The organism is Hymenobacter psychrotolerans DSM 18569 (assembly GCF_900142395.1).
Classification (GTDB): Bacteria; Bacteroidota; Bacteroidia; order Cytophagales; family Hymenobacteraceae; genus Hymenobacter; species Hymenobacter psychrotolerans.
Map to the genome: position 1 here is coordinate 72,943 of NZ_FRAS01000010.1, position 22,824 is coordinate 95,766.

The 22,824-nt window shown below is 64.4% G+C and carries 24 protein-coding genes; 15 read left to right on the forward strand and 9 right to left on the reverse strand.

The window, feature by feature from the left end:
- Nucleotides 1–11: 11 nt before the first annotated feature.
- Together BUE15_RS10630 and BUE15_RS10635 are read left to right on the forward strand one after the other, a co-directional pair.
- Entirely contained in the window at nucleotides 12–704 is a 693-nt protein-coding gene (locus BUE15_RS10630) for a VIT1/CCC1 transporter family protein (RefSeq protein ID WP_073284360.1), read from the forward strand.
- Nucleotides 705–761: 57 nt separating this feature from the next.
- On the forward strand, nucleotides 762–1,244 hold the full coding sequence (locus BUE15_RS10635) for a hypothetical protein (RefSeq protein ID WP_073284363.1): 483 nt from the start codon (nucleotides 762–764) through the stop codon (nucleotides 1,242–1,244).
- Between the two features lie 241 nt (nucleotides 1,245–1,485).
- Here the strand turns inward: BUE15_RS10635 and BUE15_RS10640 are convergent, their stop codons facing one another.
- Complete coding sequence (locus BUE15_RS10640; RefSeq protein ID WP_073284367.1) at nucleotides 1,486–2,094, reverse strand: TlpA family protein disulfide reductase; 609 nt, start codon at nucleotides 2,092–2,094, stop codon at nucleotides 1,486–1,488.
- A 221-nt stretch (nucleotides 2,095–2,315) separates the two neighbouring features.
- Nucleotides 2,316–3,509: a chromate efflux transporter gene (chrA, locus tag BUE15_RS10645; RefSeq protein ID WP_073284370.1), complete on the reverse strand. Its 1,194-nt coding sequence runs from the start codon at nucleotides 3,507–3,509 to the stop codon at nucleotides 2,316–2,318.
- Between the two features lie 244 nt (nucleotides 3,510–3,753).
- Between chrA and BUE15_RS10650 the strand changes: the two genes are divergently transcribed.
- From BUE15_RS10650 to BUE15_RS10705, 12 genes are all read left to right on the forward strand, one after another.
- Nucleotides 3,754–4,071: an ArsR/SmtB family transcription factor gene (locus BUE15_RS10650; protein ID WP_073284373.1), complete on the forward strand. Its 318-nt coding sequence runs from the start codon at nucleotides 3,754–3,756 to the stop codon at nucleotides 4,069–4,071.
- Between the two features lie 70 nt (nucleotides 4,072–4,141).
- Entirely contained in the window at nucleotides 4,142–4,960 is an 819-nt protein-coding gene (locus tag BUE15_RS10655; protein WP_073284375.1) for a sulfite exporter TauE/SafE family protein, read from the forward strand.
- Between the two features lie 79 nt (nucleotides 4,961–5,039).
- A complete protein-coding gene (locus BUE15_RS10660; protein WP_073284378.1) occupies nucleotides 5,040–6,395 on the forward strand; it encodes an MBL fold metallo-hydrolase in 1,356 nt (451 codons plus the stop codon).
- An 80-nt stretch (nucleotides 6,396–6,475) separates the two neighbouring features.
- A complete protein-coding gene (locus BUE15_RS10665) occupies nucleotides 6,476–6,814 on the forward strand; it encodes a rhodanese-like domain-containing protein (RefSeq protein WP_073284379.1) in 339 nt (112 codons plus the stop codon).
- A gap of 98 nt (nucleotides 6,815–6,912) precedes the next feature.
- The gene (locus BUE15_RS10670) at nucleotides 6,913–7,473 is read left to right on the forward strand and encodes a YeeE/YedE family protein (RefSeq protein ID WP_073284382.1); all 561 of its coding nucleotides are present in this window, start codon (nucleotides 6,913–6,915) and stop codon (nucleotides 7,471–7,473) included.
- A 12-nt stretch (nucleotides 7,474–7,485) separates the two neighbouring features.
- The gene (locus tag BUE15_RS10675; protein WP_073284385.1) at nucleotides 7,486–7,896 is read left to right on the forward strand and encodes a DUF6691 family protein; all 411 of its coding nucleotides are present in this window, start codon (nucleotides 7,486–7,488) and stop codon (nucleotides 7,894–7,896) included.
- A gap of 322 nt (nucleotides 7,897–8,218) precedes the next feature.
- Nucleotides 8,219–8,593: a hypothetical protein gene (locus BUE15_RS10680; RefSeq protein WP_073284388.1), complete on the forward strand. Its 375-nt coding sequence runs from the start codon at nucleotides 8,219–8,221 to the stop codon at nucleotides 8,591–8,593.
- Between the two features lie 147 nt (nucleotides 8,594–8,740).
- Entirely contained in the window at nucleotides 8,741–10,939 is a 2,199-nt protein-coding gene (locus BUE15_RS10685) for a TonB-dependent receptor (protein WP_073284390.1), read from the forward strand.
- A gap of 117 nt (nucleotides 10,940–11,056) precedes the next feature.
- Nucleotides 11,057–11,752, forward strand: coding sequence for a hypothetical protein (locus tag BUE15_RS10690; RefSeq protein WP_139252221.1), 696 nt, complete (start codon nucleotides 11,057–11,059; stop codon nucleotides 11,750–11,752).
- A 226-nt stretch (nucleotides 11,753–11,978) separates the two neighbouring features.
- Nucleotides 11,979–13,094, forward strand: a complete 1,116-nt coding sequence (locus BUE15_RS10695) for a sensor histidine kinase (RefSeq protein WP_073284393.1) — start codon at nucleotides 11,979–11,981, stop codon at nucleotides 13,092–13,094.
- A 175-nt stretch (nucleotides 13,095–13,269) separates the two neighbouring features.
- On the forward strand, nucleotides 13,270–14,067 hold the full coding sequence (locus tag BUE15_RS10700) for a LytR/AlgR family response regulator transcription factor (RefSeq protein WP_073284396.1): 798 nt from the start codon (nucleotides 13,270–13,272) through the stop codon (nucleotides 14,065–14,067).
- 4 nt (nucleotides 14,068–14,071) lie between these two features.
- Nucleotides 14,072–14,668, forward strand: coding sequence for a phosphatase PAP2 family protein (locus tag BUE15_RS10705; RefSeq protein ID WP_073284399.1), 597 nt, complete (start codon nucleotides 14,072–14,074; stop codon nucleotides 14,666–14,668).
- 20 nt (nucleotides 14,669–14,688) lie between these two features.
- On the opposite strand, the gene BUE15_RS10710 is transcribed toward BUE15_RS10705, so the two are convergent.
- The 5 genes from BUE15_RS10710 to BUE15_RS10730 form a co-directional block, all read right to left on the reverse strand.
- Nucleotides 14,689–15,480 carry a LytR/AlgR family response regulator transcription factor gene (locus BUE15_RS10710; protein ID WP_073284402.1) on the reverse strand — a complete coding sequence of 264 codons (792 nt, stop codon included), beginning with the start codon at nucleotides 15,478–15,480 and terminating at the stop codon, nucleotides 14,689–14,691.
- Between the two features lie 224 nt (nucleotides 15,481–15,704).
- Nucleotides 15,705–16,760 carry a sensor histidine kinase gene (locus BUE15_RS10715; protein WP_073284405.1) on the reverse strand — a complete coding sequence of 352 codons (1,056 nt, stop codon included), beginning with the start codon at nucleotides 16,758–16,760 and terminating at the stop codon, nucleotides 15,705–15,707.
- An 11-nt stretch (nucleotides 16,761–16,771) separates the two neighbouring features.
- The gene (locus BUE15_RS10720) at nucleotides 16,772–17,719 is read right to left on the reverse strand and encodes an alpha/beta fold hydrolase (protein ID WP_073284407.1); all 948 of its coding nucleotides are present in this window, start codon (nucleotides 17,717–17,719) and stop codon (nucleotides 16,772–16,774) included.
- 36 nt (nucleotides 17,720–17,755) lie between these two features.
- Nucleotides 17,756–18,622 carry a hypothetical protein gene (locus BUE15_RS10725; protein WP_084548977.1) on the reverse strand — a complete coding sequence of 289 codons (867 nt, stop codon included), beginning with the start codon at nucleotides 18,620–18,622 and terminating at the stop codon, nucleotides 17,756–17,758.
- A 23-nt stretch (nucleotides 18,623–18,645) separates the two neighbouring features.
- The gene (locus tag BUE15_RS10730) at nucleotides 18,646–19,098 is read right to left on the reverse strand and encodes an ABA4-like family protein (protein WP_073284410.1); all 453 of its coding nucleotides are present in this window, start codon (nucleotides 19,096–19,098) and stop codon (nucleotides 18,646–18,648) included.
- A gap of 174 nt (nucleotides 19,099–19,272) precedes the next feature.
- Between BUE15_RS10730 and BUE15_RS10735 the strand changes: the two genes are divergently transcribed.
- Nucleotides 19,273–20,001 carry a hypothetical protein gene (locus BUE15_RS10735; protein ID WP_073284414.1) on the forward strand — a complete coding sequence of 243 codons (729 nt, stop codon included), beginning with the start codon at nucleotides 19,273–19,275 and terminating at the stop codon, nucleotides 19,999–20,001.
- Nucleotides 20,002–20,109: 108 nt separating this feature from the next.
- Here the strand turns inward: BUE15_RS10735 and BUE15_RS10740 are convergent, their stop codons facing one another.
- Together BUE15_RS10740 and BUE15_RS10745 are read right to left on the reverse strand one after the other, a co-directional pair.
- Nucleotides 20,110–20,478, reverse strand: coding sequence for a hypothetical protein (locus tag BUE15_RS10740; RefSeq protein ID WP_073284417.1), 369 nt, complete (start codon nucleotides 20,476–20,478; stop codon nucleotides 20,110–20,112).
- 127 nt (nucleotides 20,479–20,605) lie between these two features.
- Nucleotides 20,606–22,762 carry a dipeptidyl-peptidase 3 family protein gene (locus BUE15_RS10745; RefSeq protein WP_084548978.1) on the reverse strand — a complete coding sequence of 719 codons (2,157 nt, stop codon included), beginning with the start codon at nucleotides 22,760–22,762 and terminating at the stop codon, nucleotides 20,606–20,608.
- Nucleotides 22,763–22,824 lie beyond the last annotated feature (62 nt).

The window sequence follows — 22,824 nt, forward strand, 5'->3', positions numbered from 1 at the left end:
CCCCATATCCGATGCGACACGACGAAAACCACCGTACCCACCGCATCGGCTGGCTCCGCGCCGCCGTTCTCGGCGCCAACGACGGCATTATCTCCACGGCCAGCCTGGTCGTGGGCGTGGCGGCCGCCAGTGCCTCGCGCGAGAGTGTGCTGGTGGCCGGCGTGGCCGGGCTGGTGGCGGGGGCCATGTCCATGGCCACGGGCGAGTACGTGTCCGTCAGCTCCCAGGCCGACACCGAGCAGGCCGACCTGGCCCGGGAGCGAGCCGAGCTGGCGGCCGACCCCGAAGCCGAGCGCCGCGAGCTGGCCGCCATCTATGTGGAGCGGGGCCTGTCCCAGCCCCTGGCCGACGAAGTAGCCACCCAGCTCATGGCCCACGATGCCATTGGGGCCCACGCCCGCGACGAGCTGGGTATCACCGAAACGGCCGCCGCCAACCCCATTCAGGCGGCGTTGGCCTCGGCCGGTACGTTCACGGTGGGCGCGGCCCTGCCGCTGCTGGTCATTCTGGTGTCGCCCGCATCCCTGTTGACCTGGACGGTGTCGCTCACGTCGCTGGTGTTTCTGGCCGCGCTGGGGGGGCTGGCCGCCTATGTGGGTGGCTCCGGCGTGCTGAAAGCGGCGGCCCGCGTCACGTTCTGGGGGGTGCTGGCTATGGGCCTCACCGCCCTGATTGGCTATCTGTTCAACGTCACTGCCGCGTAGCTGCCTGCCTTAAGCCGAACTGTTTTTCTTCTCACTTTCCCCGCTAACCTGTTGTATATGAACGGCGCCCATCTTCACCTGCTGCTCAATCACACGCCCATTTTGGGCAGCTTATTCGGCTTGCTGTTGCTCCTGGTTGCGGTGGTGCGACGCCAGGAAGTGCTCATCAACGCGGGCCTGATAACGCTGATTGTGGCCGCCCTGCTGACTATTCCGACCCAGCTGACGGGGGAAGGCGCAGAAGAGGTGGTGGAAGACCGTCCCGGCGTGACCCACGCCCTGATTCACGAGCACGAAGCCGCCGCCGAGCTGAGCCTGTGGGCCATGGAAGCCACCGGCGCGCTGGCCCTGGTGAGTTTGCTGGCCCGCCGCCGCTCGGCCGCCCGCGCCCCGCTGTTTACGTACCTCACGCTGGCCGGGGCCGTCGTCAGCTTCGGCCTGCTGGCCCGCACCGGCAATCTGGGCGCGCAGATTATGCACCCCGAAGTCCGGCCCGACTTTCGGGCTCCGACGAAAAGCCGCGCAGGCGACGCCGAGTAGCAGTGCTGGTAATATTTTCAAATCGGCTGTAAACGAGCTTTCAGCCGGTTTGAGCGGCGGCGGCATGTGAGTGACCAGCAAAATATCAGTGCCTGCCGCATCAACTGAATCGGGCCACTTGCTCCACATGAGGTACCCAGCAGGCTGTATGCTCGACGCAGCAGTGGCTGCCGCCAACGAAAACAACCGCTTCAGCAAGTGGCTGAAGCGGTTGCAGTGTTCAACGACGGGACGGCCTCGGTTAGTGGGCCGAGGCCGCCAGCTTCTCCAGGGCCGTCTTGAATTCCGGGGTATCGTAGTCGGCCATGCCGTCGTGGCGGGCGGCTACTTGCCCATCCGGCGCCAGAATGACCGTGGAGGGAATGGAGTTGGAGTCGAACGGGGAAGGCAGCGGGCCGGCGGGGAAGTACACCGGAAACGTGTAGCCCTGGCGCTTGAGCAGGCCCTGGGCTTTGGCCGGGTTTTCGTCGAGCGAAATCATCACGAAGGCCACCTTCTTCGGGTTCAACTTCTTGTATAGGGCGTGAATGCCGGGCATCTCGGCCACGCAGGGCGGGCACCAGCTGGCCCACAAATTCACGAACACCACTTTGCCTTTCAGCTCGCTCAGGTTCGTGCGCTTGCCATCGAGCGTGGTCAGGGGCAGGTTGTGCGGGTAGGCCGCGCCGCCCGTGGGCACGACGGGCGCGGCACCCGGGGGCGCCGCAGCTACCGGCACGTCGGCCTTCCACAGGCCCGTGGCCAGCAGGCCGCGCTGCAGAAAACCCAGTACCGGCGTACGCAGCGGGGTGAACAGGATCAGGGCAAACAAAGCCAGCGGCAGCCACTGGGAAAGCGTTTTACGATTCATGGTCGGGGAATTTGGCAAGGCAACAGTACACAAATGAAAAAACGTTCATGTATCATGCCTTGCCCGACGGCCCGGGCTCGACTCTGACGGAGAGGCCATCGGGCATCTGCTCGCTAGCATCTACCGGGCAGGAGGTTACAGAAGGGAAAACACGGGTTTCAAGAAATCAGGGCAGGCATCCGGGCACGCCGGGGTGCTGCTCAGCTGAGCAGCAGGGTGGTTTACAGCATACCCGCCTGTTGTAACCCATAGCCCACCAGAGCCCCGCCCAGCACCAGCCAGGCCGAGTTGACCTTGTAGCGCAGCAGCAGGCCGGCGCTGACGAGGGCCAGCGCCACCGTCGGCAGGTCGAGTAGGGCTGTGCGGGCCAGCGTGAGGGATACAGCAGCCATCAGGGCCCAGGAGGCGGCGTTGAGCCCGTCGAGAAACGCGCCGGCCAGCGGCGACTGCCGCAGCTGGGCAACGAGCTTGATGCTCAGTCCTACGAAGACGAAGGCGGGCAGGAAAATGCCCGCCGTGGCCACCAGCGCCCCCCGCCAGCCCTGCAGCACGTAGCCCACAAAGGTGGCCGTCGTGAAGACCGGTCCCGGCGTCACCTGCCCCACCACCACCGCATCCAGCAGCTGCGCCTGCGTCAGCCAGTGGAAACGCTGCACCAGGTCGGCATCCAGAAATGCCAGCAGCACGTAGCCACTGCCGTACAATACCGAGCCAATTTTGGCGAAGGCCAGCCCCAGCGGCAGCAGCCCCAGCGGCGCGGCGGCCCCGGCCGTAGCGGGCTGGCCCGGCCCCAGGCCCAGCACCAGCGGCAACAGCGCCAGAACCGCCACCGCGCCCACCAGCTTGAGCAGGGCTGGCGGCACGGATTTGTGAGCCAGCGTGGGCCAGCGCACGGCCCCCATGACCAAGCCCGCAGCAAAGAGCAGCATCAACTCGTTCATGCCCAGCAGGCCCAGCACCAACGCCCCTCCCGCCACGATCCTCAGGGGCCAGGTAGTCAGCGCCGAGCGGCCCAGGCTCCAGAGCGCCTGCGCCACCACTGCCACGATGACGGGCTTCACGCCGTAGAGGACGCCGGTGATAGCCGGCAGCGTACCGAAGCGCACGTAGGCCCACGCAAAGGCCATAACGATGAGCATGGCCGGCAGAATAAAGCAGATACCAGCCACCAGCAGGCCGGCCCAGCCGCGCCGCGCATACCCGATGTGAATGGCCAGCTCGGTGGAGTTGGGGCCGGGAACCAGGTTGGCGGCGCTAAGCAAGTCCAGAAACTGCTGCTGCGTGAGCCAGCCCCGGCGGCGTACCACTTCCTCTTCCATGAGGGCCACGTGGGCAGCGGGGCCGCCAAAGGCAGTAGTGCCCAGGCGCAGAAACAGCAGCGCCAGCTCTGGCAGCGACGTAGATGATACCGACATGGGATGTTCAGGAAATGCAGGGGTGTACCGCAAGGGGCAGTATGCCGGGCCGCGGCATACTGCCTCCCGGCAGGTCTGTCACGCGTCCCCACAGGATAAGGCCTGGCGAATGGCTGTAAAATGACTTAAAAGCGGCAATATCTGCCTATTCGGACCCTTCTTACCGGAAAATGATACGTGCCGGAACCAAAATCAGGGACAAGCTTGTATACATGAACAAATGATCATACATTTGCAACGCCTTATGACACCAACCACCACCTCCGCCGATCTGAACCTGACCACCGAGAAGATGGAGAAGGTGGCCTTTATCCTCAAGACCACGGCCCACCCGACGCGCATTGCCATCGTGCAGCTGCTCTCCACCCACGAGAGCCAGTCGGTGACGGACATCAGCGAGAAGCTGGGCGTGGAGCAAAGCCTGCTGTCTCACCACCTGACGGGCATGAAGCTGAAGGGCATCCTGAGCTCCTCGCGTGAAGGCAAAAACATCTTCTACTCGCTGAAGATGCGCGAAGTGGTCGATGTGATTCAGTGCCTGGCCGGCTGCACGTTCCTGTAACGGGAGCCGGCTTTTTTTACCAAAATACATGAACAATCATTCATAACTACATACGTTCACCCGTTCATCCATGTACCATATTATCGGCTACTTCGCGGCAATCTTCATCGGCCTCTCCCTGGGTATCATGGGGGGCGGGGGCTCCATCCTCACCGTGCCCGTGCTGGTGTATCTGATGGGCGTCAGCCCGGTGCTGAGCACGGCCTACTCGCTGTTCGTGGTGGGTTCCACCTCCGTGGTGGGCGCCTCGGGCTACTTCCGCAAAGGGCTGGTGTCGCTGAAAACGGCTGTGGTGTTTCTGATTCCCTCGCTGCTGGCCGTGTTTGCGGTGCGCAAGCTGCTCATGCCGGCCATCCCGCACGAGCTGTTTACCCTGGGCAGCCTGGTCTTTACCAAGGATTTGCTGGTGCTGGTGGCCTTTGCCGTGCTGATGGTGGTAGCCGCGGCCGCCATGATTCGCAGCAAGCAGGCGGAAGATGCGCTGGACGAGGAGCTGCACCAGCAGCATTCCTTCAATTACCCGCTGATACTGGGCATTGGGCTGGTAGTGGGCACGCTCACGGGCTTCGTGGGGGCCGGCGGGGGCTTTCTGATTATTCCGGCTTTAGTGCTGGGCGCGCGCCTGCCCATGAAGCTGGCCGTGGGCACCTCCCTGGCCATCATTGCCCTGAACTCGCTGATCGGCTTCACCGGCGACCTGAGCGCGGGCACGCCCATTGCCTGGCCGTTTCTGCTCGGCTTTCTGGCCTTTGCCCTCGCGGGCATCGTGCTGGGCACCTACCTGGCAAGGTTCATTCCGGGCGCCAGGCTCAAGCCGGCCTTCGGGTGGTTTACGCTGGCCATGGGCACGTTTATTCTGCTGCGCGAGCTGGTCTTCAAGCACGCCTGAACGCGCCGCCCCAGCTGTTACGACACGCCCGCATTTCGTTCGCTTACTCCATCATCGCCTTTTTTTAACCGCTTCCGTTATGAAAATCCAGCAGTTCGAAGACAAGGGCCTGGCCCATTTTTCCTACGCCATCCTGAGCGAGTGCGCCCGCGAAATCGTGCTCATCGACCCCGCCCGCGACCCGCAGCCCTACTACGACTACGCCCGGCAGCACGACGCCCGGATTGTGAGCGTCATCGAAACCCACCCCCACGCCGACTTTGTGAGCAGCCACCTGGAAATTGCCCAGGCCACCGGGGCCATTATCCGCGTGAGCAAGCTGCTAGGCGCGGATTATGCCCACGAAGCCTTCGACGAGGGCCAGCCGTTCACCGTGGGCAAGCTCAGGTTCCGGGCCCTGAATACGCCCGGCCACTCGCCCGACTCCATCAGCATCGTGGTGAGCCGCGAGGGCCGGGACGAGGCCGTGTTTACCGGTGATACCCTGTTTATCGGCGACGTGGGCCGGCCCGACCTGCGCGAGAAGGCCGGCAACCTGACGGCCAAGCGCGAGGAGCTGGCCCGGCAGCTGTACCACTCGCTGCGCGATAAGCTGATGCCGCTGGCCGGCTCGGTGCTGGTGTATCCGGCCCACGGCGCGGGCTCGCTCTGCGGCAAGGCCCTGAGCGGGGCCAACAGCAGCACCATCGCCGACGAGAAGTTCGGTAACCCCATGCTGCGCGAAATGAGCGAGGAGGAATTCGTGCGCGAACTGCTACAGGATCAGCCCTTCATTCCCAAATACTTCGGCTACGACGTGGCCCTGAACAAAGCCGGGGCCCCTGCCTACGCCCCGAGCGTGCAGCAGGTGCCGCGCCTGCAGGCCGACACCGAGTTGGAAGCCGGCATGGTCATGGTCGATACCCGCCCCGAGGCCGAATTCAAGCAGGGCCATGCGGCAGGGGCCATCAACATCCAGCAGGGCGGCAAGTTTGAAACCTGGCTGGGCTCCATCGTGGGCCCTGAGGAGCGGTTTTACCTGCTGGCCGCCGACGAGGCCACGCTCGAGGACCTGATTCAGAAAACCGCCAAAATCGGCTACGAAGCCCTGATTCAGGGCGCGCTGGTGGGTACGCCCGCTACCGAGGCCACGATTCCTCCGCTGGACGTGGACGCTTTCCGCCAGCACCCCGAGAACTACACCATCGTGGACATCCGCAACGCCACCGAGCACCGCGACGAGCCCATTTTTGCCGGCGCACTAAGCATTCCGCTGCCCGAGCTCCGGGAGCGGGCCCAGGAGATTCCCGCCGGTAAGCCCGTGGTGGTGCATTGCGCCGGCGGCTACCGCTCGGCGGCCGGCTCCAGCATCGTGGCCGATGCCCTGCCCGAGGATACCGTGTACGACCTAGGCGAGGCCGTGAAGTCGTTTCAGATGGCGGCCGCCGCGCACTAGGGCACGCCTGGTTTCGCGCCTGAGGGGAGCGGTGGCCCCGGTTGTCCGCCGCCTTACTGATTTGCCTTTTCTCATTTGCCATGTTTGACTTCCTGAAACCCGCCGCCCCCGCCTACCAGAACCTGACGCCCGCTCAATTTGCCGAAGGGCTGCGTCAGAAAAAGGCCGTATTGCTGGACGTGCGCCGCCCCGACGAGTTTGCCGGCGGCCACCTGCCCGGGGCGGTGAACATCGACGTGACCAGCCCCGACTTTGCCCGCCGCGTGGCCGACCTCGACAAAACCAAGTCCACCTACGTGTACTGCCGCAGCGGGGCCCGCTCGGCCACGGCCGCCAGCCAGCTCACCAAAGCCGGCTTTGCCGATGTGGCCAACCTGCTGGGCGGCGTGCTCGACTGGCCCCACCCGCTGGTGCGCTAGGCTACTAGCCCAGCCTATTTACCTACTGACCCACCCGGCCGGCGGCCCTGCTGCCGACCGGGCTTTCGTTTCCCCACTTTTCTTCTGATCCGCTTTCTATGCTGGAATTACTTCGTCAGCCCTGGCCCTGGTACGTGGCCGGCCCGCTGATTGGGCTTACGGTGCCCGCCCTGCTGCTGGCGGGCAACAAGGCCCTGGGCATCAGTTCCTCGCTGCGCCACATATGTGCCGCCTGCCTGCCCGCGGGCATCCCGTTTCTGCAGTACAACTGGCGCAAGGAGGTCTGGAACCTGTGGTTTGTGCTGGGCATCGGCCTGGGCGGCTTTATCGGCTACCGGGTGCTGGGCCACCCTGATACCATTGCCATTTCCACGGAAACCGTGCGCGACCTGAAAGCGCAGATGGGCCTGACTGACTTTTCGGGGCTGCTGCCCAAGGAGCTGTTTGCCCTCGAAAACCTCACGAACTGGAAAGGCTGGGTGTTCCTGGTGCTGGGCGGCTTTCTGGTCGGCTTCGGCACGCGCTACGCCGGGGGCTGCACTTCGGGCCACGCCATTTCGGGCCTGTCCAATCTGCAGTGGGTGTCGCTGGTGGCCGTCATCGGCTTCTTCGTGGGCGGCCTGCTGATGACCTGGGTGTTCTATCCGCTGCTGTTCTAACCTGTTGGCCCCATGAAAAACCTGAAATACCTGGTGCTGGGCGTACTGTTCGGCCTCATCCTCACGAAAAGCGAAGTGGTGAGCTGGTGGCGCATCCAGGAGATGTTCCGCTTCCAAAGCTTCCACATGTACGGCGTTATCGGCTCGGCCATTCTGGTGGGTCTGATTTCCATTCAGCTTATCAAGCGCAACCGCCTGAAAACCATCAACGGCGAGGAGATTAAGATTGCCGACAAGCAGTACACCCACGGCACCTGGATTGGCGGTATCCTGTTCGGGCTGGGCTGGGCCATCACAGGGGCCTGCCCGGGCCCGATGTTCGCCCAGCTGGGCAGCGGCGTGGCCGGCGCAGCCGTAATGCTGCTGGCCGCCCTGGCCGGCACCTGGACCTACAGCGCCCTGCGCGAAAAGCTCCCGCACTAAATCGGGCTGTTGCCCGGCTTCCGGCTCCCTCTTTCCTGGCTGTATGAACTGCTGGCTTCTGCTGGGAGCCGCGCTACTGGCCGGCGCCCGGCTACTACGGCCACGGCGTGGGCGGCGGCCAGCAGCGGCAGCTGGGGCGGCCTGGGATTTAGGGGCTTCGCACTCGCTCGGCTGCGCCGAGTGAGGCCTACGCTCCAGCAGCTATGCTGCGCGCGTCTGCGGGCACAGGGCAAGCGGCGCAGGCGGATTCGGGATATAGCCCATCAGGCGTAGAACTCACTCGGCGCAGCCGAGCGAGGGCGCAGTAGGATATATTGAGCGCATGGAGAAGCGAAAAGAATTTTTGAAAGTCTACCTGGGCGCGTTAGGCGCTGTAAATATTGTGTGGGGAGAGAGTTGCTCTGATAGAATATTCGGTACAGTGCTGTATGATAGGGAGGATAAAGAGGAACAGCAGGATTTCGTGTGGTATATGACAGAGGCAGAAGTTCCTTCGCAGGAGGTGGTTAGGCTTATTCAGTATATAATCCAGCATCAGCTGCTGGATGTTGATAAATTATGCAGGCCGCTCACCGAAATAGCAGCAGAAGCTCTTGAACCGGGAAAGCGCGAAAAAGCAATTCAGGCCCTGCTGGATGTTGAAGTAAGGATGATGGATGACGGGCAGGAAACGGATAGTTATTTCATCCATGAGTAGGCTCGTTCTCACCCAACTCAGCGGACCAGGAGCACCCACCAACCCGCCCATCTACACTTCATCCGCCTGATCTGACGCTTCGGTAACAGCAAGTTTCTACGGCCCCGGCAGCCGCCCACTTTTGGGCATCACTTCGCTGCTACCGCCATGAACCGTCTGCTACTCGCGCTGCTGTTGCTGCTGGCCCCCGTGCTGGGTCTGCGGGCCCAACCTACTACTACCACCCTCAGCGGCACCGTCCGCGACGCCCAGGGGCAGGCGCTGCCGGGCGTGAACGTGTTTCTGCGCGGCACCTTCGAGGGCACCAGCACCGATACGCTGGGCGCGTTCCACTTCGCTACGCCGCAAACCGGCGCGGCCGTGCTCGTGCTGAGCTTGCTGGGCTACCAGCCCCAGGAGCTGCCGGTGGCGCTGGCCGGGCAGCCCCTACAGCTGGCGCTGAAGATGAAAGGCACGCCGCACGCGCTGGGCTCGGTGGTGGTAACGGCTGGCGCGTTTGAGGCCAGCGACGAGAAGCGTAGCGCCGCCCTCAACACCCGCGACATCCAGACCACGGCCGGTGCACTGGCCGATGTGGCGGGGGCGCTGAACACGCTGCCCGGCACCACCAAAGTAGGGGAGGAGGGCATGCTGTTCGTGCGCGGCGGGGCCGCCACCGAAACCAAAGTGTACCTGGATGGCCTGCCGGTGCAGAATTTCTACGCCGGGTCGGTGCCCGCCGTGCCGGCCCGGGGCCGGTTTGCGCCCACCCTGTTTCGGGGCACGGTGTTCAGCACGGGCGGCTACTCGGCCTTGTATGGGCAGGCGCTGTCGGGGGTGGTGCAGCTGAACTCGACGGACCTGGCGCCCGAAACGCAGACGGGGCTTTCGGTGTCGTCGGTGTTTGTGGGGGCCTCGCGCACCAAACGCTGGGAACGGACGTCGCTTGATGTATCCGGCGACTACACCAACCTGACGCCCTACACCGGCCTGCTGCCCCAGAACGTGAGCTGGGAACGGGCCCCGCGCGGCGGCAGCGGCTCGCTCAAGCTCAGCCACCGCACCGGGCCGGCCGGTATGCTGAAAGTGTACGGCACCTGGAGCCAGCAGCAGCTCACCATCGGGCAGCCCAGCCCCGAGCCCGCCGGCCGCCAAACGGTGGCGTTGCGCACCGCCAACGGCTACCTCAACACCAGCTTTCGGAGCCCGCTGCGCGGCGGCTGGAGCCTGCAAACCGGCGTGGCCCTGAGCCGCGACCTGAACAACCTGCAGCCCGACACGCTGCGCCTACGCACCCTGGAAGAGGCCGTAGTCGGCCGGGTGCTGCTCACCAACGACTCCGTGGGCACCCGCTGGAACCTGAAGCTGGGCGCCGAAGCCGTGGGCCAGCGCGTAACGCAAACCTACCAGCCCCACCTGGCCGACGGGCTTCAGTACACCTCCAGTTTCCTGGAAAAACGCACCGCGGGCTTCGTGGAGGTGGATTTCCAGCTGAACGACCGGCTGGCCGGCCGGGCCGGGGCGCGGGCTGAATACTCGGCGCTGCTGGGCCGCGCCAACGCCGCGCCCCGCCTGGCCCTGGCCTACCAGACCACCGAAAACAGCTCCGTATCGGCCGCCTACGGCCGCTTCTACCAGACCCCCGACAACCGCCTGCTGCTGGTGCAGCCCGCTCTGCGCTTCGAGGAGGCCAGCCACGCCGTGCTCACCTACCAGCACACCCACAATGGCCGCCTGCTGCAGGCCGAAGCCTACCACAAAACCTACGACCACCTCACCCGCTTCGACGGCCACGACCCCCGCAACCCCGCCGGCTACGACAACGGCGGCACCGGCTACGCCCGCGGCCTCGACGTGCTGTGGCGCGACCGGAAAACGGTGAAGAACCTGGAATACTGGCTCAGCTACGGCCTGCTGGACACCCGCCGCCAGTACCGCCAGGACCCCGTTTCGGCGGTGCCCACGTTTGCGGCGCGCCACAACGTGTCGGTGGTGGGCAAGTACTGGGTGCCGAAGCTGAACACGCTGTTCGGCGCCACTTATTCCTACGGCAGCCCCCGCCGCTACCACAACCCCAACCAGCACGACGGCTACAACCAGGGCGTGCTGCCCACCTACCAGGACCTGAGCCTGAACGCCAGCTACCTCACGCGTTTGTTCGGGCAGTTCACCATCGTGCACGTGTCGGCCTCCAACGTGCTGGGCCGCCAGAACATCTACGGTTACCGCTACGCCGCTTCGCCCGACGCCACCGGACAGCTCAACCGCGTGGCCATTACGCCCACCGCGCCGCGCATGCTGTTCGTGGGCGTGTTCCTCTCCATCAACAAGAAAAGCCCCGGCGACGTGAACGAGCGGCCCGAATAAGGCGGCGGCAGCTACGCTTCATCCGGCTTATCCGACGCTTCAGTAACGGCAAGTTTCCGGGCCGCCCGGCGCCGTGCACCTTTGATTCATTCCAACGCCACTAACCACTTCTCCATCATGAAAAAGTCGCTTTTCGTCCTCGCTCTGCTCGCCGCCAGCTTCACCACGCAGGCCCAGGCCCAGGCCCCCAAACCTGCCGCGGCTGCTTCTGCGGCTTCCGATTCTTACACCACCATGCTGGCGGCCACCGTGCAGGAGCTGATGAGCACCGGCGACCCGGCCCAGCTCAAGCAGGCCGATGCCAGGCTGGAGCGCGCCGCCGCCGTGAACGGCAAAGACTGGCTGCCCCGCTACTACCAGGCCTATGCCCGCGTCATCACCTGCTTTGTGAGCAAGGAAGACGGCGAAATCAAGGACAAGTACCTCGACCAGGCCGAGGCCGCCCTAGCACAGGCCCGCCAGCTGGGCGGCGACGAATCGGAGCTGCTGGTGCTGCAGGCCTACATCTACCAGGCCCGCCTGGGCGTGTCGCCGATGCTGCGCTCCATGAAGTACTCGGGCATGGTGAATGAAACCCTGGCGCAGGCCAAAAAGCTGAACGCTGCCAACCCGCGCATCTATCTGGTGCAGGCCAATAACGTGTACTACACGCCCGCCATGTTCGGGGGGGGCGCCGACGTGGCCCGGCCGCTGTTCGAGGAAGCCAAAAAGCGTTTCGCCGCCTTCACGCCCGCCTCGGCCGCCGCGCCCAACTGGGGCGAGCGGCAGGTGCTGGGCCGCCTGAAAGCCTACGAAACCGCCTCCGCGAAGTAGCCCCAACCCTTATCACACCTGTCATCCTGAGCGGAGCGAAGGACCTTATCACGCCAGAAACGAGTCGCTGTTCCCTCTATCGTTCAACGTGGTAAGGTCCTTCGCTCCGCTCAGGATGACAGAAAAAAACGATAACTCAGGGTGACTGCCCGAACGGCCGTCACATCTGCAGCTGATCTGCTATCTTTTCGCACCTGTTCCGGCCCTTTCGCGCCGTTCCTACTGTATGGCTGATTCCCTGTTGCTGACCAAGCCCGCGCCTGCCGCAAAGCCCGCCGCCCCGGCCGAAAAAAGGGCCAGCCTCGGGCAGTACTACCCGCACCGCCGGTGGGTCCTGATGCTGAGCTTGATGGTAGCGTTGTCGCTGGGGCTGTCGGTGCTGTTTTGCGGCGGCTGCGCGTTCTGGAGCGAAGATTTTCTGGTGACGTTCGGCTACAACTTTTTCTACACAACAGGGCTGTGGCTGGCCAATGGCTTTCCCAGCGAGTGGCTCAACCGCCGCGTGGACTGGACGGCCCAGCCCATCCGGCGCTTTCTCATCACGCTGGGGCTGTCGTTGGTGATGTCGCTGCTCGTCATTCTGCTCGTGACGGGGAGTTTCCTGGTGTTCTACCACCACCGGCCGCTTAGCTCACTCACCTGGCGGCCCTTCGTCATGCCGCTGCTGATTACGGTGGTCATCTCCTTGTTCATGCACAGCCGCTCGTTTTTGCTGGGCTGGCGCGATGCCGCCATTCAGGCCGAGCGGCTGCAGAAGGAAAACGCCCAGGCCCAGGCCGACTCGCTGCGCCGCCAGCTCGACCCGCATTTCCTGTTCAACTCGCTGAACGCGCTGACTTCACTGGTGGAGGAACACGACCCCGCCCGTGCCACGCGCTTCATCCGGCAGCTCAGCCAGGTTTACCGCTACGTGCTCGACAGCCAGGCGCAGGAAGTGGTATCGGTGGCCGAGGAAATGCGCTTCGTGGAATCGTACGTGTTTCTGCAGCGGACCCGCCTGGGCGAAGGGCTGCACGTGGAGATGCAGCTGCCGCCCGCCGCCGCGCTGGAAACGCTGTGGGTGCCGCCGCTGGCCGTGCAGCTGCTGCTCGAAAACGCCCTCAAGCACAACGCCACCAGCCAGCGCGACCCGCTGCGCATTGCCATTGAGCTGGACCCGGCCGCCCGGCAGCTCACGGTGCGCAACGCCCTGCGCCCGCGCCGACTCGCCGAGGGCGAATCGACGGGCCTGGGCCTGGAAAACCTGCGCGCCCGCTACGCCTTCCTCACCAAAGAGCCGGTTGCCGTAACCAAAACCGAAACCGAATTCATCGTGACGCTGCCGCTGCTGAAACTCGAATAAGTGCAGGAAAAAGAACGTCATGCTGAGCGGAGCCGAAGCATCTCTACCGCTTCGGTGCAATGCTGATTGATTAGCTAAGCACGCGAGATGCTTCGGCAAGCTCAGCATGACGGCCTGCTTATTTTTAATGAGCTTCACACGCTCTACCTGCCCCAACCAGCCTCTACCTTTCCTCATGGCCCTTCCGCTTACCGCACCGCTTCGCGCCCTCATTGTAGAAGACGAACCGCTGGCTGCCAGCCGCCTGGCTGGGCTGCTGCAGAAGCAGCCGCAGCCGGTGCAGGTAGTGGGCACGGCCGAATCGGTGGCGGAGGCGGAGGCGCTGCTGCGGACCGTGCAGCCCGCGCCCGACGTGCTGTTTCTGGATATTCATCTGGCCGACGGGCTGAGCTTCGAGCTGTTTGAGCGGCTGGAAATCCGCAGCCCCGTCATCTTCACCACCGCCTACGACAAGTACGCCCTGCGCGCCTTCAAAGTAAACAGCGTAGACTACCTGCTCAAGCCCATTGCGCCCGAGGAGCTGACGGCCGCGCTAACCAAGCTGCAGCGCCAGCGCGAAGCCGCCGCGCCCCAGTTTGATGCGGCCTTGCTGGCGCGGGTGCTGCAGCAGGCCCAGCCGGCCAAGGAGTACAAGTCGCGGTTTGTGGTGCGGGTGGGCGAGCATCTGAAGGCCATTCCCGTGGAGCAGATTGCCTACTTCGCCAGCCTCGAAAAAGTGACGCTGCTGCACACCCGCGAGGGCCGGCGCTTCGTGGTGGACTACACGCTGGAACAACTGGAGCAGCTGCTTGACCCCACCGAGTTCTTCCGCCTCAACCGCGCCTACCTGGCCCACGCCGAAGCCATCCACGACATCATCCACTACACCAACTCCCGCCTCCAAACCATCCTCAAGCCCGCCGCCCCCGACAACGACACTGTGCTGGTCAGCCGCGAAAAGGTAGCCACTTTCAAGGCCTGGCTGGACCGCTAACCCTATGCTCGACTCGTTGCTGGTGCGCCGGGTGGCGGCGGTAGTATCCGGGCTGGGCCACCCGCTGGTGCTGGTGCCGGCGCTGGTGGCCTTCGTGGCCGGGCGGCCGGGGCAGGGCGCGGTTTCCGGGTGGGCTATGGGCAGCGTGCTGCTGGTAGTGGCGGCCATCGGCCTGTGGAACCTGCGCCAGACGCGGCGCGGCGCCTACACCAACTTCGACGTGTCGGAGCGGAAGCAGCGCAACTCCTTTTATCCGGTGCTGCTGGTGGTGCTGGGGCTGGCCACGCTCGTGCTGTTCTGGCAGCCGCACGCCGATGGCGGGTTCCGGTACGGCCTGGCGGCGGCCTGGGGGCTGCTGCTGATGTGCTACCTGCTTAATTTCTGGCTGAAAGTGTCGTTGCACGCGGCTATATCGTTTTTCCTGGCCTGCGTACTGCTGCACCTGGAGCCCACCTGGGGCATCACCGCGCTAGTGCTGGCCGCCCTGATTGCTGCTTCGCGGCTTGTGCTGCGCCGGCACACGCTGGCCGAGCTGCTGGTGGGCAGTGCAGTTGGTGGGGCGGCAGGCGGCGGACTGATGTGGCTGCTATCCGGGAGCTGAAGCGGGCAATCCTCGTTACCTTATCCTTCCAGCCAGCTTTTCACGGCGCCGGCCTTCTCGCGGCTCACCAGCACTTCCTCGCTGGGAGCGGGCTGTAGGTCCAGCAGCAGCTTGCCGTTGAAGTGCGGGTGCAGGCGCTGCACGGCGGGCAGCTGCGCAATAAACTGGCGGTTGAGACGGAAAAACTGGCGCGGGTCGAGCAGGGTTTCCAACTGTTCCAGCGTGTAGTCCACCACGAAGCGCCGGCCGTCGGTGGTGGCGAGGGTGGTGGTTTCGTGGCGGCTCTGAAACCAGGCCACCTGCGCAGCCTGCACCGGTAGCAGCTGCTCGCCGCTGCGCACCAGAAACCGGGCTTTGTAATGCTGCTCGGCGCGGGGTAGCGCATCGAGCAGACGCTCCAGACGGTGCGCGGTAGTGTCCGGGGCTGATGGCAGCGCGGCGCTGGCGGGAGCTGGCGCGCGCCATTCGTGCAGCTTGGTGAGGGCCGCCTGCAGCTCGGTCAGCTTCACGGGTTTCAGCAGGTAGTCTATACTATTGGCCTTGAACGCCCGGATGGCGTAGGCGTCGTAGGCAGTCGTGAAAATGACCGGGCTACGCACTACAGTCTGCTCAAACACTTCCAGACTGAGGCCGTCGGCCAGCTGAATGTCGCTCATAATCAGGTTGGGGGCGGAGTTGGAGTCCAGCCAGGCCAGCGCCCCGGCTACGCTGTCGAGCACGGCCAGCACCTGGGCATCGGGGGCGGCCTGGCGCAGCAGGCGCTGCAGCCGCTCGGCGGCCGGGTACTCGTCTTCGAGCAGCAATACGGTCATGAACACGGAGAATAGTAGGATGGGAAGATACTATGTCTAAAGTAGCCCCTGAAAGTCCATCGGTAGCTGGGCAAGCGTTTCTTTAGAACGTCCTGCTGAGCTGGTCGTGGAATCTCGCTGGTATGATAATTACCATCGCAACCTCAGCACGCGAGATTCCTCGGTAAGCTCGGAATGACGGGGGATTGATGGCATTCTGATTAAGATGTTCGCATATCCCTGACTTACCACGCCGGAAGTAGCGGCAGCCGCACCCGGAACCAGCCGTTTTCTGTGCGCACTTCCACCGGCTGTGGTGCCCGGAGCAGCTCGTAGCGGTGGCGCACGTTGCGCAGGCCGGTGCCGGTACCGGGCGCCAAACCTGCCGTGCGCGGGCGCAGGGTGTTTTCTACGGTGAAATAGCCGGTTTTCGGGTCGGCAGAGAGGCGCAGCTCCAGCGGAAACTCCCGCGACGCAACGTTGTGCTTGAGGGCATTTTCCACGAGCAGCTGCACGCTGAGCGGGGCCACGCGGGCTGCCAGCGCAGCCGGCGAAACGGTGGTCGTCACGCGCAGGTTGTCGCGGAAGCGTACTTTGTGCAGGGCCAGGTAGGTATCCACGAACTCCAGTTCCTCGCTCAGCGGCACCGTGGCCGCAGTGCGGGCCAGCAGCACGTAGCGGTACACGTCGGCCAGCTGCTCCACATACTGCTGGGCCGGCTCGTTTTCGGGCTCGATGAGGGCCGACAGCGTGTTGAGCGAGTTGAACAGAAAGTGCGGGTCGAGCTGGCTTTGCAGGGCTTCGAGCTGGCTGCGGGTGCCGGCGATTTGCAGCTGGTCGGCGCGGCGCATGTCCCGGACCCATTGCTGAAACAGGTGCTGGCTTTCGTAGATGAGCTGAATAATCACCGTGGGCACCATGTTCAGCCCGAACTCAGGCAGGAAGCGGCCGATAGACACGGGAAAAGTGCCCCCCTGCGACCAGGCCGACAGCACCCCGATGCCGAGCGTGACGAGGGCCGTGATGAGGATATTCAGCAACGCCAGCCACCACAGCCGCCGCGTGGTTTGCTCTACGTGCGGAAAGCGCCGCAGCAGCGCCCGCCACAGCGCCCGGCCCGCCAGCCAGAACGTAGCCGTAATCACCATCGACAGCGCCCAGCCCACCAGCGCCTCCGTGGTGGAGCGCACCTGCAGCAAGCCCCGGGGCAGCAGCGCCAGCAACGCCAGCACCGGAATGCCGATCAGCAGAAACCACCGGTCGTTGATGAAGGTGATGGGGCGTTCGGCGGGCAGGGGCATGCAGCGGGCAGTTAGCGCGGAAGTTTCTGCACGAAGCTAACCACCGCCTGCCGGAACGCCGCCGGCTGCTCCAGAAACGGGTTGTGCTTGCCAGGCAGCGTCACGGTCTGCAGCTTCTGAAACCGGAACGTAGTAGGCGTGGCGCCCGTGGTGCGGTCGTCCTGGCCCACGATGTTCAGCACGGGCATGGTGAGCCTGGCGGTGGCGGGCACGTAATCCTGGCCATAGTCAGGAAGCCGGCCGCTGAACACCTGCGTGGCAAAGTCCTGATTGGCTGCTACCGCCCGGCTAACGCGGCTGGCGCGGGCGGCCAGGGAGTCGTGGGAAAACTGCAGCTGCCAGGAGAGTTTCTGTTGTTGCAGGGCGCCCATCATCATGCCTACGCGCTGCATGGTGGGCAACGTGGGGCTGGGCTGCGCGGCGGCGGGCAGCAGCGAGTTACCGTATTGCAGCATGCTTTCCAGCGAAGCGGGCGGGTTCAGCACGGCATTCACCAGCACCAGCGCCTGCACCCGTTCGGGGTGCTGCGTGGCGTAGGCCGTGGCAATAGTGCCCCCGAACGAATGCGCCAGCACCACCCATTTTTCCAGCCCGAGGTGCTGCCGCAGCTCTTCCAGATCCTGCACCATGCGCGTCATGGAGTAGTTGCGGCTTTTAGAGCTGGCCGAGCGGCCGCTGCCGCGCTGGTCGAAGTATACCATGCGCAGCTTGTCTTCGAGGCGGTTGCCGCCCAGCTTTTCAAACGAGTAGCTGCCCGCGCCCGGTCCGCCGTGCACATACACGCACGGCGTGCCCTGGCCCGCTACCTGCACAAACAGCTGCACCGAATCGGAAGTGAGCAGGGTAGTGGGGCCGTTGGTGAGCTTGCCGGGCCGAAGCTGGGCGGAAGCAGAAACCGCCGTCAGCAGCAGGCCGAAGCCCAGCAGCAGGAGGCGAAAAGCAGAGTACAGACGAAACATGGTGTAGGAGAGAGAGGTGGAGAGGGAAGATAAAGACTAGTGGCCGGCCAGCAGCGGCACGCCGCGCAGAGCCTGCTGAAACAGCAGCGCTACCAAACCGGCGTAGGCGGCGGCGCCCAGCCACGTGAGCAGCACGGCGCGGCGCGGCAGCCGGCGGCTCAGCCACCAGCCCAGCAGCGGCACCACCTGCAGGCTGTGCAACCCCAGAAAATGGGCAATGCGCAGGTCGCCGGCGCGGGTGCTCCAGCCCAGGCCGGGCAGACCGGCACCGCCGTCGGGGGAGCCTACCGTGTGCTGGTTGAGGTGAATCATCATGCCGCCCAGCAGGCTGCCCGCCAGAAACAGCAGCAGCCCCAGGCGCACGCCCCACACGTAGCCGGCCGGGCCCTGTGGCCGGTGCCGCCACACCAGATACACCGCCCACGCCGTCAGGGCCGTGTTCAGCATAATCATCAGGCCCATCAGCTGAAACACACCGGCATCGAAGGCGCTGGCAATGTTGAAGTGCGAGGTGGTGCCGCGGGCTGCCTGCACGAACACGCACGCCTGCTCAGCCACCATGCTCAGGGCCACGCCGCCGCTCAGCCAGCGCACTGCGCGCTGCACCTGCGCCGGCAGCGCCCCCAGCAGCCAGCCCAGCGTCCAGACGAAGGCAATAACCGACAAGCTGAACTTGATGGGCTTGATCCAGACGGGCAGGCCCGTTACCTGGCGGGCATCAAACGGCAGCAGCGCCAGCGCCAGCAGCAGCAGCGCCACGTTCAGCCAGCCCGTAGCCGACAGCGCGGGATTCAGGCGGTGCAGCTGCCGCAGCCATTGCGCGGCCTGCCCCAGCCAGGAGCCGGCCGCAGCAGGCGCGGCCGCGTGCCCCGGATTCGTTTTCAGAAGCGGAAAAGTAGTCATGGCAGCAGCGGGTGTAAGGTGAGTTACTGAACCGAAGACGAGGAATCGGTGGGGCGGTAGAAGCGCCGCACCAGCGCGTAGAGCAACAGCCCCACCGGCCCCAGCAGAAACGTGAGCAGCAAACACGGCACCAGCAGCAGGTGCGGCACCCCGCGCCGCCGCGCATCCAGGCTTTCCCAGATACCGATGCCCATATCAAAGCACAGGTAGTGCACCCAGCCGGCCAGCAGCGCCCACGGGTTGCGGAACAGCGCCGCCACGTCCTGCAGCGAGCTGAAACCGCCTTCCGAGGCGTGCGGCCCCAGGTAGTGGCTGCCAATCAGCAGAGCGTAGGTGGCGGCCAGCACCAGCGGCAGCGCCCCGCTCAGCACCACGCGGCGCGTGACGCTCCAGCGCGGCGCCAGTAGCAGCAGCGCCCAGCCCAACAGAGCCAGCGGGTTGGCCAGGGTAAACAGGAAGTCGGGGGTGAGAGGCATGAAACAGGCGCTGATTGATGTTCCGAAACTACGCATTGCCTGCACGCCGCGCCCTCCTAAAAACGGTGAACCGTAGCGGCGCAGCGGCCAGCCGGCGGCAGCGGCCGGTGAGGCATACGGCCCGGCGGGCTGCGGGCTGAACAACTTACCCGGCATCTGCGCGTACCTTGCGCCGTGGTACTGCTGTTTCGATACGGGTGGCGGCCGGCGCTGCTGGCTCTGGGGCTGGGGCTGAACCTGCCCGGCCTGGCGCGGCCCGCCCAGCAACCCCCATTCCAAACCACCGCCGACGACAGCGTGACCGTGCCCGTGCGCCAGCCGCACCGCCGCCCGGTGTTTCAGCTGGACATTCGCAACTCCATTATCAACCATCAGCTCGTGACCGTGCCGGGCCTGAAGCTGGGCATAGAATGGCGGGGCCGGCTGCGTACGGGGCTGGGCGTGTACCTGCTCAGCAACGGCATTCCCTCGCGCCAGCCCGTGCCGTCGGAGCTGCCGGCTGCTACCGTTTCGGAGCTGCGGCTGCGCTACGTGGCCGGCTACGGCGAGTACGTAGTGCTGGGCAACCCGCGCTGGGAGCTGGCCACGCAGCTGCAGATCGGGGTCGGGAAAACCTACGCCCGCTACGCCCTGCCCGACGGCAACCTGCTTCGCTCTCCCAAAAAAGTCATCTGGCTGGTTGAGCCCTCGCTCATGGCCCAGATGCGGGTGTACCGCTGGCTGGCCCTCGGTACGGGCGTGGGCTGGCGCCAGCCCGTGTTCATCAACCGCTTTACGCAGCGCGAGCTGAACGGCCCGGTGTTCTACGGCCGCGTCAAACTGTCCCTCGGCGACGTGTATAAGGTGATGCGGGGCCGCCAGCGCCTGTTCACGCAGCAGGGCCTGCGCCGCGCCGACTGGTAGCGCCCTCCTCTGTCAAGATGATTGCCTGGAGCTATTAAAGCAGCAAGCCCCCATCCCGCTGAACGGAATGGGGGCTTGCTGCTTTCAGGATCAGGGCGGGGAGTACGGCTAGGGCTTGCTCACGTTCACGCCCTGCGAGGAGCGAAGGCGGCGCAGCATGAAAAACTGCTCCTTGTTGCGCAGGTTGCCCTGGGCCACGTCGCCGTACACCTGCACCACGTCCCAGCCCAAAGAGCCCATGTAGTTGAGGGCGCTGATGTGGGTGGCAAACACCTGCAGCTTGCCGGCTTCCAGCTTGGAGAGCGAGCCGCCGCCCAGCTTCTCGGGCCCAAATCCGAAATCCACGAACACGTCACCGCTTTTCAGGTGCAGCTCACAGTATTCATAGCGGGCAGCGGGGCTGCTGGTTTGGGCGTGCAGCGCCGGAGAAGCCAGCAGCAACGCCAGCAGAAGCAGGCAGGCGGAAAGGTATTTCATGCAGAGGTTGGTTGTGATGGGAGAAGAAAAGGTAGGTCATCCTGGGCTTGCGAAGGACCTTGTTACGTGCACGGCTCTGCCGTGGCAGGGTCTTTCGCAGACTCAGAATGACACGCTGAATTATCGGCTAGTTGTAGTTCGGCAGCAGGCGGTATTTGCGGCCGTACTCCAGCATCTGCTGGGCGAAGCTGGTGGGATATTCCACCTTCACGTCCACGATTCTGCCGTCCTGCTCCACCGGCACCAGCCGCGGCTGAATGAAGCCGGCGTAGGGCGCAATGTTAAGCGTAGCGTAGCGGGCCAGCACTTCCTTGTGCAGCACGGGGTCCACTTTCACGCCGTAGGTTTCGATGAGGGATTTGCCGGCCGCGTAGTCGCCTTCGCTCGTGATGCGCTGCAGCTCGCGCAGCAGCTGCCCAAACAGGCCGCGCAGCTTGGTGTAGTCGTTGACGCGGAAGTAGGTTTTGCCGTCGCGGGTCAGCTTTTCCACTACGTTTTCGGCCTTGCCTTTCTCGAACACCCACTTGGCCACCAGCTGGCGGTTGCGCATGTGGGCTTCCTCCACGGTTTCGCCCAGCTGCAGGCGCACGAGCTGGGTCATCAGGCCGTTGCGCATGTAGTTGTCGTACTCAGCTTTGGCCACGTCGGGCGAGGGCACCACACCCAACTGCTGGAGCTTGGCATCGGGCAGGTAGTAGAGGGCCACCAGGTCGGCGCGGGCTTCTTCCAGGGCCGAGGCGTAGCTTTTCAGCGTTTCCTTGGGCGTGCCCACGCCCTTGTTGATCTGGCCCGAAGCGTGCCCGATTACCTCGTGCATGTCGGTGTGGAGCTTGCCGGCCAGGCCCGCGTACTGGCGGGCGCGCTGCATTTCGGCTTCATCGTAGGCAAACTCCTCCAGCATCCCGCCCGCGTCGGCGGCGCCGTAGGCATCCACAATGTTGCCCAGGTTCACCGATTTCGAGCCGTGCTCTTTCCGAATCCAGTTGGCGTTGGGCAGGTTGATGCCGATGGGCGTGCTGGGCGCGGCGTCGCCGGCTTCCACCACCGTCGTAATCACCTTGGCCGTGATGCCCACCACGTTTTTCTTTTTGTGCTCGGGCTTGATAGGCGAGTTGTCCTCGAACCACTGCGCCTCGTCGCCGATGGCCTTGATGCGCTTGGTGGCTTCCAGATCCTTGAACGACACCACCGACTCGTAGGAGGCGCGGTAGCCCAGCGGGTCGCCGTACACCTCAATAAAGCCGTTCACCACGTCGGTCAATGACTTGGTGTCGTGCACCCAGGCAATATTGTACTCGTCCCACTTCTTCAGGTCGCCGGACTGGTAGTATTCCACCAGCTTCTGCAAGGCCAGCTTCTGCTCGGGCGTTTCGGCCACTTCCACGGCCTTGTTCAGCCAGAGCACCACCTGCTTGAGGGCGCGGCCATACATGCCTTCGGTGCGCCACACCCGCTCCTGCACCACACCCTGCTTGTCCTTCACCAGCTTCGAGTTGAGGCCGTAGGAAATGGGCTGCGGGTCTTTGGGGTTGATTTTCTTCTTGTAGTACGCCTCGGCTTCGGCCTGGCTCACGCCTTCGTAGAAGTTCATGGCCGACGTCTTGAGCAGGTCCTTGCCGGCTTCCTGGTTTACGCGCTTGGCCGCCACGTTCGGGTCGAACAGAATGGGGGTCATCGTGGCCACAAACTGGTTTACCGATTCGCCTTTTTCCAGCGGCAGCAGCTTGGAGTCGGTAGCGAAAATCAGCTCCTTAAAGTAAGCCGGCGTGCACTCGGGCACAAACTTGCGGGTGCTGTAGTGGTGATGGATGCCGTTGCTGAACCACACGCGCTTGGCGTAGGTGGCAAAGCCGTTGGCGTGCCCGATCTGCTGCTGGTTGGTGCTGGCCGTGCGGCGCTCCTCGTTGGCGGCCCACACGGCTTCCAGCGTGCGCAGCACGCGCAGGTTGTGCTTGTAGTTCTGGTCGTAGATGATGTCGCGCCCGCTCAATGCTGCCTCGTACAGGTAGTAGAGCAGCTCTTTCTGCTGCGCGCTCAGGGCCTCGAAGCCGGGCACCTGGTAGCGCAGAATGCGCACATCGGCAAATTGCTCGCTTACTACTCTGAACGGCGGCGCGGTGGGGGCAGCCGGGGCGGTAGCGGTGCTGAGCTGGCCCATGGCCTCAGTGGTAGCCGTGCCAACGGCGGCGGTGGGAGAGGTAGTGGTGCTGGAAGTGCTGGCACAGCCGCCGCCAAGCTGGGAAGCCAGCAGCAGCGCCGCCACGGAAATACGGGTACGCTTCATGAAACTACGTGCAGGAAAGGAACAGCCGCAAAGCAACGGATTATTTCCCGATGTCGGGACGA